This is a genomic window from Micromonospora costi, from assembly GCF_003626655.1.
GTDB lineage: Bacteria > Actinomycetota > Actinomycetes > Mycobacteriales > Micromonosporaceae > Micromonospora > Micromonospora costi.
Genome location: NZ_RBAN01000002.1, coordinates 873995 through 886631 on the forward strand (window position 1 = coordinate 873995; position 12637 = coordinate 886631).

General features: G+C 70.4%; 14 protein-coding genes, 1 other RNA gene and 2 pseudogenes. 10 read left to right on the forward strand and 7 right to left on the reverse strand.

Features of this window, described 5'->3' with window-relative positions; translation table 11 throughout:
• Window positions 1-80: 80 nt before the first annotated feature.
• The 3 genes from sigJ to D7193_RS14715 all read left to right on the forward strand — a co-directional run bounded on the left by sigJ (window position 81) and on the right by D7193_RS14715 (window position 2202).
• Window positions 81-959 carry an RNA polymerase sigma factor SigJ gene (gene sigJ, locus D7193_RS14705; RefSeq protein WP_120780031.1) on the forward strand — a complete coding sequence of 293 codons (879 nt, stop codon included), beginning with the start codon at window positions 81-83 and terminating at the stop codon, window positions 957-959.
• A gap of 205 nt (window positions 960-1164) precedes the next feature.
• Complete coding sequence (locus tag D7193_RS14710) at window positions 1165-1788, forward strand: HNH endonuclease family protein (RefSeq protein WP_241563122.1); 624 nt, start codon at window positions 1165-1167, stop codon at window positions 1786-1788.
• A gap of 90 nt (window positions 1789-1878) precedes the next feature.
• Window positions 1879-2202, forward strand: coding sequence for a hypothetical protein (locus D7193_RS14715; protein WP_120780033.1), 324 nt, complete (start codon window positions 1879-1881; stop codon window positions 2200-2202).
• Window positions 2203-2241: 39 nt separating this feature from the next.
• On the opposite strand, the gene D7193_RS14720 is transcribed toward D7193_RS14715, so the two are convergent.
• Window positions 2242-3084 (reverse strand): LysR family transcriptional regulator, encoded by an 843-nt coding sequence (locus tag D7193_RS14720; protein WP_120780034.1) that lies wholly within the window; start codon window positions 3082-3084, stop codon window positions 2242-2244.
• Between the two features lie 176 nt (window positions 3085-3260).
• Here D7193_RS14720 and D7193_RS34860 point away from each other — a divergent pair.
• A pseudogene (locus D7193_RS34860) lies at window positions 3261-3629 on the forward strand (MFS transporter); the annotation flags it as partial.
• A 58-nt stretch (window positions 3630-3687) separates the two neighbouring features.
• Window positions 3688-4380 carry an MFS transporter gene (locus D7193_RS33925; protein ID WP_206611902.1) on the forward strand — a complete coding sequence of 231 codons (693 nt, stop codon included), beginning with the start codon at window positions 3688-3690 and terminating at the stop codon, window positions 4378-4380.
• On the opposite strand, the gene D7193_RS14730 is transcribed toward D7193_RS33925, so the two are convergent.
• Complete coding sequence (locus D7193_RS14730; protein ID WP_120780035.1) at window positions 4331-4804, reverse strand: MarR family winged helix-turn-helix transcriptional regulator; 474 nt, start codon at window positions 4802-4804, stop codon at window positions 4331-4333. The genes D7193_RS33925 and D7193_RS14730 overlap by 50 nt on opposite strands.
• A gap of 31 nt (window positions 4805-4835) precedes the next feature.
• Here D7193_RS14730 and D7193_RS14735 point away from each other — a divergent pair, with 31 nt between their 5' ends.
• Genes D7193_RS14735 through D7193_RS14745 form a run of 3 tightly spaced genes read left to right on the forward strand, consistent with a single transcriptional unit; the run spans window position 4836 to window position 7314 of the window.
• Window positions 4836-5924, forward strand: a complete 1089-nt coding sequence (locus tag D7193_RS14735) for a bifunctional NAD(P)H-dependent oxidoreductase/GNAT family N-acetyltransferase (protein ID WP_120780036.1) — start codon at window positions 4836-4838, stop codon at window positions 5922-5924.
• A gap of 38 nt (window positions 5925-5962) precedes the next feature.
• A complete protein-coding gene (locus D7193_RS14740) occupies window positions 5963-6736 on the forward strand; it encodes a phosphotransferase family protein (protein WP_241562988.1) in 774 nt (257 codons plus the stop codon).
• 5 nt (window positions 6737-6741) lie between these two features.
• Window positions 6742-7314 carry a GNAT family N-acetyltransferase gene (locus D7193_RS14745; protein WP_120780037.1) on the forward strand — a complete coding sequence of 191 codons (573 nt, stop codon included), beginning with the start codon at window positions 6742-6744 and terminating at the stop codon, window positions 7312-7314.
• Window positions 7315-7464: 150 nt separating this feature from the next.
• Here the strand turns inward: D7193_RS14745 and D7193_RS34245 are convergent, their stop codons facing one another.
• The 3 genes and pseudogenes from D7193_RS34245 to D7193_RS14760 all read right to left on the reverse strand — a co-directional run bounded on the left by D7193_RS34245 (window position 7465) and on the right by D7193_RS14760 (window position 8738).
• Window positions 7465-8175: an HNH endonuclease signature motif containing protein gene (locus D7193_RS34245; protein WP_241562989.1), complete on the reverse strand. Its 711-nt coding sequence runs from the start codon at window positions 8173-8175 to the stop codon at window positions 7465-7467.
• A gap of 60 nt (window positions 8176-8235) precedes the next feature.
• A pseudogene (locus D7193_RS34960) lies at window positions 8236-8382 on the reverse strand (site-specific integrase); the annotation flags it as partial.
• Between the two features lie 122 nt (window positions 8383-8504).
• Window positions 8505-8738, reverse strand: a complete 234-nt coding sequence (locus tag D7193_RS14760) for a hypothetical protein (protein WP_120780038.1) — start codon at window positions 8736-8738, stop codon at window positions 8505-8507.
• A gap of 189 nt (window positions 8739-8927) precedes the next feature.
• On the opposite strand from D7193_RS14760, the gene D7193_RS14765 reads away from it, so the two are divergent.
• Window positions 8928-9272 carry a hypothetical protein gene (locus tag D7193_RS14765; protein WP_120780039.1) on the forward strand — a complete coding sequence of 115 codons (345 nt, stop codon included), beginning with the start codon at window positions 8928-8930 and terminating at the stop codon, window positions 9270-9272.
• Window positions 9273-9431: 159 nt separating this feature from the next.
• Here D7193_RS14765 and rnpB read toward each other — a convergent pair.
• Window positions 9432-9846, reverse strand: an RNA gene (gene rnpB / locus D7193_RS14770) — RNase P RNA component class A.
• Window positions 9847-10449: 603 nt separating this feature from the next.
• Between rnpB and D7193_RS14775 the strand changes: the two genes are divergently transcribed.
• Window positions 10450-11211, forward strand: a complete 762-nt coding sequence (locus tag D7193_RS14775; protein ID WP_120780040.1) for a sulfite exporter TauE/SafE family protein — start codon at window positions 10450-10452, stop codon at window positions 11209-11211.
• A 144-nt stretch (window positions 11212-11355) separates the two neighbouring features.
• On the opposite strand, the gene D7193_RS14780 is transcribed toward D7193_RS14775, so the two are convergent.
• Window positions 11356-12588: an MFS transporter gene (locus D7193_RS14780; RefSeq protein WP_120780041.1), complete on the reverse strand. Its 1233-nt coding sequence runs from the start codon at window positions 12586-12588 to the stop codon at window positions 11356-11358.
• Between the last annotated feature and the right edge of the window lie 49 nt (window positions 12589-12637).

Below are 12637 nucleotides of genomic sequence, written 5' to 3' on the forward strand. Positions count from 1 at the left end.
CGGGAGTGGATCTCCCGGTCACGTCGACCCGCGTCCACGGGTCTACTGGTGGGACACCCGGAAAGAGAGGCGTGTGACAGGTGGACGAGAACGAGTGGTTGACCGAGAGGTTCGAGGAGCACCGGACCCGGCTGCGGGCGGTCGCGTACCGGATGCTCGGGTCGGTCAGCGAGGCGGACGACGCGGTGCAGGAGGCGTGGCTGCGGGTGAGCCGCGCGGACACCGACGAAGTGGTGAACCTGCGCGCATGGCTCACCACCGTGGTGGCCCGGGTGTGCCTCAACATGCTGCGCTCGCGCCAGCACCGGCAGGAGGAGCCGCTGGACGTACGCGTACCGGACCCGATCGTCAGCCCCGAGTCCGGCGCCGATCCCGAGCAGGAGGCGTTGCTGGCCGACTCGGTCGGATTGGCGCTGCTCGTGGTGCTCGAAACGCTGGCCCCGGCCGAGCGGCTCGCGTTCGTCCTGCACGACATGTTCGCCGTGCCGTTCGAGGAGATCGCCCCCATGATCGAACGGTCGCCGGCCGCAGCGCGCCAGCTCGCCAGCCGCGCCCGACGCCGCGTACAGGGCCAGGCGCCGGCGCCCGACCCGGACCTCGCCCGGCAGCGCAGCATCGTCGACGCGTTCTTCGCCGCCTCCCGCGACGGCGACTTCGACGCGCTCGTGGCCGTGCTCGACCCAGACGTGGTGCTCCGGGCCGACGGTGGAGCGCGCGCCCGTCAGACCGTCACGCTGCGCGGGGCGCGGCAGGTCGCCGCGCAGGCCGTCATGTTCACGCGGCTCGCGCCGTTCGTGCGGCCGGCACTCGTCAACGGGGCGGCCGGCGTCGTGGTCTCGGCGAACGGCCACCCGCTGTCCGTGATGGGCTTCACGGTGACCGGCGACCGGATCGTCGCCATCGACGTGCTCTCCGACCCCCAGCGGCTGCGCGACCTCGACCTGACCGCCGTCGACTGATCCACCCGACGTCGCGGTGCCCGGGCGGGCACCGCGACGTCCCGGGGACGTCCCGGGGATGGATCGACCACGTCCGCTGTCCCTTCAGGACGCGTAGGCGCCACGGTCACGTGGCCGTTGGGGCGCGGTAACGCCGGTCCGCGAGGTTGGTGCTCCCCGCACCCCCAACGCCTCGGGAGGCACCGTGCGACGCCGTACCCGGCTCATCGCCGCGACCCTCGCCGCCATCGCGGCGGTAGCCACGACCACCCTCACCGCCGGACCGGCCGCAGCCACCCCGCCCGGCATCCCCAGCAAGGCGACCGCCCAGAGCAACCTGAACGCCCTCACGGTCGCGTCCGAGGGCAGCCTGAGCGGCTACAGCCGGGACCTGTTCCCGCACTGGATCACCATCTCGGGCAGCTGCAACACCCGCGAGACCGTGCTGAAGCGGGACGGCAGCGGCGTCGTCGTGGACAGTTCCTGCGCCGCGACCTCCGGCAGCTGGTACAGCCCGTACGACGGCGCCACCTGGCACAGCCCGGCCGACGTCGACATCGACCACATCGTGCCGCTGGCCGAGGCCTGGCGATCCGGCGCCAGCTCCTGGACGACCGCCCGCCGGCAGTCGTTCGCCAACGACCTGAGCGGCCCCCAGCTCATCGCCGTGACGGACAACGTCAACCAGGCCAAGGGCGACCAGGACCCGTCCAGCTGGAAGCCGTCCCGCACCGCCTACCACTGCACCTACGCCAAGATGTGGATCCGCACCAAGTACACCTGGGGTCTCAGGCTCCAGAGCGCCGAGAAGTCGGCGCTGCAGGGAATGCTCAACACCTGCGCCTCCTGACCGGACGCGGACCTCGACGGTTGTCGCTGGCGCCCTCCGCGCCGGCGACAACCCTTGTTCGCGCCATCTGTCTGCCTGAGGATGGGTCGCATGGCATTCGGACGTCACCCTCAGGAAGCCGTCGCGACCGTCGTCCTCACCGATGCGTGGCGGAAACAGCAGTGCTCCGAGGAGTTCGTCGACGACCTGTGCGACCGGGTCATGGACCCGGCCATCGACGAGCTGGACGGCATCTTCGGTGACGCGTGGGGCCGCGACATCGAGCCGTCGCTCATCCTCGAAGGCCCCGGCCTCGCCTTCCGGATCACCCTCGTCGAGGTGAACGGCTGGGAGATCGGCGAGATGGCCCAGCGCGTCTCCCAGGTGTTCAACAAGCACTGGGAGCAGGAGGTCGACCGCCTACCGGCCTGGTGAGCGGCCCGACGGTTTCGGCGCGCCGGGCAGCCGCGGACCTCAGACCACGCGCCGGAGCGCGGTCTCCACGGCATCGACGAGCGGATCGCCTTCGGTCCGTGGGTGCCGCGCGAGACCGAGTTCGACGTCCGGCAGAGCGGGCAGGGCGTCCGGGTCGTGGCAGGCCATGACCGGTTCGATGTTCGCGGGCATGAGCGCCGCGACGCCGAGCCCGGCCCGTACCGCGGCGAGCACACCGACCAGGCTGTTGCTCTCGAACGCCACGCGCCAGCGCCGGTCGGTACGTTCCAGTGTCTCCAGCACCGACGTACGCCAGGTGCACGGGTTCGAGAACAGCACCACGGGCAGCGGATCGGCGGCCACGTCCACGCCCTGGCCGATCGCCCAGGCCAGCGGCCGGCGTACCGTCCAGCGCGGCGGCCCGGGTACGTCCGGCACCGCGTCGAGCACGAGTTGGACGCGGCCCGCGTCGTAGGCCTCCCGCATGGCGGCGCTGGAGATGCTGAGCACCTCCAGCGTCGCGCCGGGGTGCAGCCGGACCAGGTCGGCGAGCGCCTGCGAGAGCTGGGACGCGGCGAGGTCTTCCAGCAACCCGACGACGCAGTGGCCGGTGAGCGCGCGTCCGGTTTCGGTGAGCGCCTGCGCGGACAGCGAGAGGATGCGTTCGGCGTACGGCAGGAGTTCCTCACCCGCCCGGGTCGGCGAGACGCCGGACGGCGAACGGTGCAGCAGCGGACGGCCGACCACGCTCTCGAGCTTGCGCAACTGCTGGCTGAGCGCGGGCTGGGTCTGCCCGAGCGCGATCGCGGCGCGGCTGATGCTGCCCGCCCGCACGGCGGTGACGAACGACCGCAGCAGGGCGGTCTCCAGATCCCTGGCCATAAGAACTCATTATGCCGGGGCCAACAAACCAACCACTTCCTATGACATGGCGGCCGATCTAGCGTCGCGTGGTGACCGGATACCGACAGGTGCTCGCCGTGCCCGGGATGACACCGTTGCTGGGCGTCTCGCTGCTCGCTCGTACCGCAATCACGGCCGACGTGATGGCGCTGACGATGCACGTCGTGCTGGGTCTCGACCTGAGTTACGCCGCGGCGGGTGGCGTCGCGGCGGCCATGACGGCGGGGACGGCGCTGGGCGGGCCGCTGCTCGGCCGCATGATCGATTGGCGGGGCCCGCGTCTCGTCCTGCTGGTCACCGTCGCACTCCAGGTCGTGTTCTGGCTGGGCGTGCCGTTCCTGTCGTACGGGATGCTGGTAGGCGCGGCCTTCGCGGCGGGTCTGCTCATGGTGCCGGTCCAGCTCGTGACCCGGCAGGCGATCGCCGCGATGACGACGGCGGCACAGCGCCGGGCCGCGTTCGCGCTGGAATCGGTCCAGGGCGAGCTGTCGTACGTGGTGGGGCCACCGATCGTGATCCTCGTCGCGGCGGAGGTCTCCCCGAGCGTGATGGCGTGGGGCGTCGGCGCGACGATCGTCGCGGGTGGGAGCGGGGATCGCCCTGCTCGACCCGCCGATACGCGCCGCGCACGAGGCATCTGCCGACATGGCCGGCCGCCCGCGTCGCCGCGAGTGGCTGGGCCGGGGCATGATCGCCGTACTGGTGATGGCGTTCGGCACCACGATGGTGCTCAGCGGCACCGACCTGGCCATCGTCGCCACCCTCGAAGAATCCGGCCAGGTGTCCTGGGCCGCCGTGGTCGTGGCGGTGTACGGCGTGGCCTCCATCGTCGGCGGCCTGGCGTACGGCCTGCTCCCCCGACCGCTGCCCACGTGGCTGCTGCTCGGCCTGCTCGGGCTGGCGACGGTTCCGGCCGGGCTGGCTCACGGTTGGCCCTGGTTGTGCGCGGCCGTTGCCGGTGCGGGGTTGCTCGCCGCGCCGACCCTGTCGGCGGTGGCCGACGCGGTGAGTCGGCTGGCGCCCGCGAGCGTGCGGGGTGAGGCGACAGGTCTGCAATCCTCGGCGCAGAACGCGGGTTTCGCGCTCGGATCCCCGATCACCGGGGTGGCGATCAGCGCTTCCCTGCCGGCGGGCGGCTTCGCGGCGGCCGGGTTGGCCGGGCTCGCCGCCGCACTGACGGGGTACCTGCTGTCCCGTCCCTCGCCCGCCCGGACGCGGTCCCCACTCAGCGATCGGTCGGGGGTGCTGTCAGCCTCCGGTCGATCTGTTCGATAGCGGCGAGGTCTTCCGGAGTGAGCCGGTCGATGAAGTGCTGCCGTACCGATTCGACGTGCGCCGGTGCGGCGTTGTCGAGTGTCTCCAGCCCGTGCGCGGTGAGGACGAGGAGGCAACCCCTGCCGTCGGCCGGGTCGGGTTCGCGCCGCAGGAGACCGCGCGCCTCCATCCGGCTGGCGTGCCGGGACAGCCGGCTGCGTGACCAGCCCATCTTGTCGGCCTGTTTTCCCAGGGTGCTGGTGTGGTCGGGCTGCTCCGACAGGGTGCTGAGCACTTCGTAGTCGGGTTCGGAGAGGCCAATCGCGGCCAGGTCGCGCGCCGTGCCGGCCTGGACGGCGACCATCACCCGCAGGAATGCCCGCCAGGCCCGCTCCTCGTCGGGTTCCAACCACCGCACGCCGCCGGCCGACCGTCTCGTTGACATGTAATCAATCTACCATCTACACTTCGTTTCCATGTCAACGAAACCGATCCGTGTCCTGGTTCTCATGTGCAGCACGCGCCCCGGCGCCCTCGGCCCCGCCGTGGGGCGGTGGCTGGTCGAGACCATCGCCCCTCGCGCCGCCGAACTCGGCGTCGAACTCGTGCCGGTGGCCCTCGGCGATCTGAACCTGCCGTTCCTGGACGAGGAGGAACACCCGTCGTCGGGCGTCTACCGGCACGAGCACACCCGCCGGTGGAGCGCGATCGTCGACGCGGCGGACGGGTTCATCGCGGTCACGCCGGAGTACAACTACGGGATGCCGGCGACCCTCAAGAACGCGCTGGACTACCTCGGCCGCGAGTGGGCCTGGAAGCCGATCGGTTTCGTCAGCTACGGCAACACCTCGGCGGGCACCCGGTCGGTTCAGCACGCCAAGCAGGTGGTGACCACGCTGCGCCTGGTCCCGTTGGGCGCCACGGTCGCGATCCGCATCGGTGACGCGACGGAGAACGGTCGGCTGCGGCCCGACGGGGCCCGCGACAGGGCAGGTGTCGGCCTGCTGGACGAGCTGGTCCGGCTCGCCCACGCCCTACGCCCGATGCGCGAACGCGCGCGACCCGGGGCGGTGAGCGCACCGTTGCCGGGCTCGTACGCGAGGCGGCTGACCCCCGACGACGCGCCCGAGGTCACGGTGCTGCAGCGGTGCTGCTGGGTCGACGAGGCCGTCGTCAACGACACCCTGGCCATACCGGCCCTGCACGAGTCGCTGGAGGAAGTACGGGACTGGCTGGCGACCTGGGACACTACGGGCGTCTGGCTGGACGGCCGGCTGCTGGGCATGGTGCGGACCCGTCGCGTCGACACCGACTGGCACGTGGGTCGGCTCGCCGTCGTACCCGACCTGCGAGGTCGAGGGCTGGGCCGGTGGCTGCTGCGTACCGCCGAAGCCGCCGCCCCACCGGAATGCCGCCGCGTTGTGCTGTTCACCGGCGCCAAGAGCCTGCGGAACATCGACCTCTATCACAGCGAGGGCTACCGGTCGATACCACTCGCCGACCCCGACGGAATCACGTCCCTCGCCAAGGACCTGTCCCTTACGCAGCCTGGGACGGCGTCCTGAGGTCCGCCCCGACTCGCGCAGTCGTACGCAATAACCCGGTGACGTCGGTGGTCATCTCCGCGACACTGGCCGGCGTGGAAGAGGTCGAGGTCGTCGTCGCCCACAACGAGCGCGCGACCCTGCGCGTCGGCGACGTGTTCCTAAAGATCGATGCTGATCAGGCTCGCCTCGATGTCGAGGTCGAGGCGATGGCCTTGGCGCCGATCCCCACTCCGGAGATCCTGTGGCGCAAGCCGCCCGTACTCGCCCTCGCCGCCCTTCCCGGGACGGCGCTCGGCCGCCTCGGCGAACCGTCGACCGCCTCTTCGGCGGCGTGGGCCGCGGCCGGTGCCGCCGTACGGATGCTGCACGACGCGCCGTTGCCGCCATGGCCCGGTCGGCGCCTCGACGACCTGGCGTCGCGCCTCGACGCCGAATGCGACTGGCTGGTCACGAACGACGTCCTTCCCGTTGACCTGGTCACGCGCAACCGCCGGGTCGCCGAGGCCGCGCTTCGGCCGTGGACTCCGGTGTTCATGCACGGCGATCTGCAGATCACCCATGTGTTCGTGGACGACGACAAGATCACCGGTGTGATCGACTGGTCCGAGGCGGGCCAGGGCGACGCCCTGTACGACCTCGCCATCCTGACGCTCGGGCACGAGGAGCACCTCGGCGACGTCGTCGCCGGCTACGGCACCGACGTCGACCTCGACGTCATCCGCGCGTGGTGGTCGATGCGAAGCCTGCTGGCGATCCGCTGGCTGATGGAGCACGGCTTCGACCCGGCCGCGCCAGGCTGCGAGGTCGACGTGCTGAAAGCCCGGATGTGACGCGCATGTCGCTGCCCACGCCAACGCTGCACACCGCTCGCCTTCGGCTGCGCCCCTTCGAGGACGCGGACGCGAACGACCTCTTCGCGCTGCACGGCAACGCCCACGTGCTGCGCTACTGGGACGCGCCGCCCTGGAGCGACCGTGTGCGCGCCGAGCGGTTCATCACGGCGTGCCGGCAGATGGCAGAGGAGGGCACCGGGGCGCGGTTGGCCGTGGAGCGTGTCTCCGGCGGGGCGTTCATCGGCTGGTGCAGCCTGAGCCGGTGGAATCCGGACTACCGCAGCGCCTCGCTGGGCTACTGCTACGACGATGCGGCGTGGGGCCACGGCTACGCGACGGAGGCCGCGCACGCCTTGCTGCGGTGGGCATTCGACACGCTGGACCTGAATCGCGTCCAGGCCGAGACGGACACACGCAACGTGGCATCCGCTCGCGTGCTGGAGAAGCTCGGGTTCGTGCGTGAGGGAACGTTGCGGGAAGACTGCGTCGTGAACGGCGAGGTCTCCGACTCGTGGGTGTACGGGCTGATCAGGCGAGAGTGGGCGCCGTCGTCCGAGCAGGCGCCTGCCCGCTGAGTCCCTGCCCCCTCGCGCGAGGTGACCGTATGGAGGCGGCGACCTGGTGGGCGACGGACGAGTCGACCTGTACGCCGGATCAAGGTCAACGCACACTCGCTGAACAGGGGTGGAGCCTGCCGACGTACCGTGCAGGCCGTTTCCAGGCCGTCACCCGGTCGAGATCCGATCTCCAACGAGGTTGGCTGCCCTGAGGTCATCGATGGTGACCGCAAAGCTCCGCCCCTCGCGTTCCGCGCTGCGTCTAGCCGACTCCAGAATGCTCTCTAGCCGCTTCACCGCCTGCGGATCGCCACGTTTGGCAGCTTCCATCACCCGCATCTGCTCGACCCACCGGGTGTACGTGTCCCGCATGATCTTCGTCTTGCGGGGAACGTCGAGATTCGCCTCAGAACCAAAGACGGCATCCGTGTGCATCTGCCACCAGCTATCGGCTGGAATCCCGTCATTGACGTATGCAATCGCTTCTGCCCTGCTTTCGCAGGGGTCCATGATGTCGTGGCACTGTCGACACAGCGGAACGAGATTCTCCGGCCCGTTGGAGCCACCGAAAGCCAAGTCCTTCAAGTGTGCTCGGTCAAGCCAGCCTCGGGCGGAGTTCCAAACGGCGGCAAGGGTTGCCTGGGTATCGTCCACCGGCGCCAACCAGCCACATCTGAAACAGAACGGCTCGCCCCAGCCGATGTAGGACGCTTTCAGGTTCGGAAAGACCTCACCGTACCTGACCCTCCAGTACTGCACGATGCCGTAGAGAGTTGGCATGCCGCGCCGGCTACCGCCCACCAGCTTCGTCCTTCCCTTGCGAAAATCGAACAGCGGCCCGCACAGTAACGCCCGCCTATGACACTCCAGGCCGAGCATCGCCACGACTTTCGTTCGGATCAGTGCGCTGAACCATTCAGCTACTACATGCTGGCAGCACTAGCGGCCTAGCAGGTCATCGATGGCATGGCGTGTCCGCTCCTCGCTAGACGGCATGAGGTGGGTGTAGACCCGGAGCGTGAAGCCGGGGTCGGAGTGACCGAGGTATGAGGCGAGCGCCTTGATGCTCTCCCCCGCGTCAAGGCACCGCGCTCCGCGCGGTGCGGGGCGGCAACCCCGGCCGGCGGCGGGCCACCCCGGCCGCCTACGGCGCTGGGGCGGTAAGCCACCGACAGCCGCCGGGACACCGCCCCACGCCGAAACGCGGATCAGTCCAGGTCGAGTTCGTCCGGAAGGCGCTCACGAAGCGCGGCGACTGCATGGCGGAGGCAGTAGTCAAGGGTGTTGCCGTCGCACCTGATTGCCGCACCATTCAGGCACTGGCCCGAGATCACCACTGTCCAGGGCTTGTGCTCCCGCTCGCCGTCAATCTTGACGAGTCCGACCAGACCTAGATCTCCCAGGTGCGCCAGCAGCTCCGGCACGCGCTCGTCCCAACCCATCCACGGATTGGACCACAGAGGCCGCTACGGAAGCCGTCGCCCCGGCCTCCGTCGAGGTAGGGGCTTCCGGCTGCCGCGCCAGTCCAAACCCAGGCCTGGCTTGCCACCGGATCACCGCGCCACGGCGCCAGTTCCTCCCGTCGACGAGGACCAGGCGCGCCCCAGACGTTCCCGCCTACCCTGACGCGCATGAGCGACAGCGTCAAGGCGAGTGCGTCTACGAGTACCGCCAGTTGGGTCCTCACCACGAACATCCGCCCATTGGTCGAGTCTCTGGCCGCCCTCGTCGAGTACGAGGCCGACTACTGGGACTGGGACGCCATCGAGGCTGGGCTGAGCGTTACCGACGCCGAAGACCGGCAAGGGTGGTACGACTACCCACTCACCGGGACCACCACGCTCCGTATAGCGCTGGCGAACAACCCCGGCTCCATCGTCACGACGGTTCGGGTACATCACCCGCCCGACCAGCTAATGACCGCCCGCATCGAGACGATCATGTCGATGCTCTCTCGCTATCGGGTCATCGCTTAACGACACCAGGCCGCCGCACAGCAAGACCAGGCCGTCTCCAGGCCGTCCCAGGCCGTGGCCAGGCCGTCAAACGCCACCCGATGATGACCAAGGTCAACCAACGGCACCAAATAAACGACCAGCTCAGAGCCTTGATTGAGGCTTTGAGCTGGTAGGCGACGGACGAGTCGACCTGTACGCCGGATTCTGTGCGCGGCGCGCGCCCGTAGGGCCCGCGCCGGCGGCGGTCATCCATCTCGGCCTACCGTTGCCGGCAGGCTCTTGCGGCCTACCCGCAGACATCGGACGGGCCGTCCTCGAGCGTCTGCGCGGGTCGTCGTCTTGCGGACGACAACCCTTTCTTGGCCTTGCTCCGGGTGGGGTTTACCGAGCCACCCCGGTCACCCGGGGTGCTGGTGGGCTCTTACCCCACCGTTTCACCCTTACCGTCCCCGATGGGGCCGGCGGTCTGTTTTCTGTGGCACTGTCCCGCGGGTCACCCCGGGTTGCCGTTAGCAACCACCCTGCCCTGTGGAGTCCGGACGTTCCTCGGCGGCGGGTTGTGGCCCGCCGACGCGACCGCCCGGTCGACTCGTCCGTCGCGCTCTCCATCCTAACGACGGCGGGGCGCCGACTATTGCCGGCCCGCCCCGACAAGATCGCCCCTGGGATCCGATGATCGACTCGACATCCCTGAAGTTGCGGTGTCCGGCCAGTCCGGACACCGCAACTTCACGGAACCCGTGTCGATCACCGGCCCGCCAGCATGATCCACGCCAGATCGCCGGAAAGGCCGCATCCCCGCCCACCGAAACCCGCCACATCGCCGATACGGCCGCATCCACCCCACCGGGACCCCGCCACCCCGGCGCAACGGCGTCGATCACGCACGACAGCTAGCCCCGGGCAGGTGATCGACTCGACATCCCTGAAGTCGCGGTGTCCGCCAGGCCCGGACACCGCGACTTCACGCAACCCGTGTCGATCACCGGCCCGCCAGCATGATCCACGCCAGATCGCCGGAAAGGCCGCATCCCCGCCGACCGGAACCCGCCACATCGCCGATACAGGGGCATCCACCCCACCGGGACCCCGCCACCTCGGCGAAACGGCGTCGATCACGCGCGACAGCGGGCCGGACGAGCCGCCGATGACCGGTCGGGCGGACGGCCGCGCCGGGTACTAGCCTCGTGGGACCATGGATCTCACCCACGCCGCGCTGCTGCTCGCCGCCGGCCTCGCCGCGGGCACGGTCAACGCGGTGGCCGGCGGTGGTTCCCTCATCACCTTTCCCGCCATGATCGCGGTGGGCCTGCCGCCCGTTGCGGCGAACGTCAGCAACTCGGTGGCGGTCTTCCCCGGGTACGTGGCCAGCGTGGCGGGCAGTCGGGCGGACCTGCCGCCATGGCGCACGCTGGCCCCGCTGCTGCCCACCACCGTGCTCGGCACGATCGCCGGGTCGCTGGTGCTGCTCGCCACCCCGGCGAGCGCCTTCGAGGCGGTCGTACCGTTCCTGGTGCTTGGCGCCACCGCGGTGCTCGCCTTCCAGGATCCGCTGCGCCGGCTCGTCGGCCACCCGCGCGACCTGTCGCCGCGCCGCCGTACGGTCACCCTGCAGGCCATGGTCGCGCTCGGCGCGGTGTACGGCGGCTACTTCGGCGCGGCGCTCGGGGTGATGCTGGTGGCCGGTCTGGCCCTGGTGCTGGACGCCAGCCTGGCCCGGGTCAGCGCCATCAAGAACCTGCTGTCCGCACTGGTGGGTCTGACCACGCTCGTCGTGTTCGCCCTGTTCGGGCCGGTGAACTGGGCGGCCGTCGCGGTGGTCGCCCCGGCGACGCTGCTCGGCGGGTACGTCGGCGCCAAGCTGGTGCGCCGCCTGCCACCGATCGTGCTCAAGACCGTGATCGTCGTCTTCGGTACGGTGATCGGCCTGTACCTGCTCTGGCGCGCCCAGCGCTGACCGCGCCCGCGCCGCGCAGGCCGCGGCTCGCCGCCCGCGGCCCGCGCCACCTCGCCCGCGCCCCGCTGCCGGAGCGGAAACACAACGCCGTACCGCCCCGTCGCGCGGAGGCGAACGGGGCGGTACGGCCGGGGGGACGGTGGTTCAGTACACCTCGCCGACCGGCTCCTCCGGCGCGCCCTCGGCGCCCGCGGCGGCCCGGTTCCAGCGGGACCACAGCACCCGCTCGCCGTAGCCGGCGGCCATGACGTGGGCGGTGGCGAGGTAGGCCAGCACGCCCACGGCGAGCACCCCGAAGCCCACCCAGAACGGCAGGGCCAGCGAGTGTTCGGCGAGCTTGCCGGCGATGATCGGCGCCGGTGCGGCGGCGCCCCAGCGGACCAGGTTGAACGCGCCGGTGGCGACCCGGCGGTCGCGGGAGCCGAGGCCGAGCGCCAGGTCGGTGAGGTTGGCGTTGGCCAGGCCCATGCACAGGCCGGAGAGGACCAGCACGACGAGCGCCTCGGTGGTGCCGGTCGAGGTGGCGAAGAGCGCCATGCAGACCAGCAGGCCGGCGATGGCGACGCCGATGGTCTGGACCGCGCCGATCCGGTGCGCGAGCCGGTGCCCGATCACCAGGATGCCGGCGGCCAGGCCGAGGCCCCAGCCGGTGAACGCGAGCCCCAGCGGCACGACGTCGAGGCCCAGGAAGAGCGGCGTGTAGCCGAGCACCACGAAGAAGACGAAGTTGTACGCGGCGGTCACCACGCAGAGCGCGACGAACGCGGGCCGCCGGTAGGTGCCGAAGATCTGCCCGACCCGGACGGGGGCCTGCCGGTTGGTCGGCTCCCGCAGCTTGCGGGCGGCCACCCCGAGGGCGAGCACCATGAACACGCCGCAGACGAAGAAGGGCAGCCGCCAGCTGACCTCGCCGAGGAGGCCGCCGATCAGCGGGCCGACGGCGAAGCCCAGGCCGAGGGCTGTCTCGAAGAGCCCGACCACCCATTCCCGGTCGACGGCCAGGTTGACGAGCACCACCATGGCGGTGGCGAAGAACATCGCGTTGCCCAGGCCCCAGACGCCGCGCAGCACGCTCAGCTGGACGATGTTGTCGCTGAACGAGGCGAGGATGGCGGCCAGGCCGACCACGGACACCCCGGTGATGAGTACGGGTTTGAACCCGAAGCGGCCGCTGGCGAGGGTCGCGGGGATCATGCCGACGGCCATGACCGCGATGTACGCGGTGAAGAGCAGCTCGACCTGCCAGGCGGTGACGCCGATCGCGTCGCCGATGGCCGGCAGGATCGGGTCGACCACGGCGATGCCGGCGATCGCGAGGAAGGCCACCAGTGTGGTGGCGTAGATGGCACTGCGGTTCGGTTCGGCGCGCCGATCCAACTCCCGCCTCCCAGATTAGCTGTATCTTACAGGTAGTTCTCCTGTATCA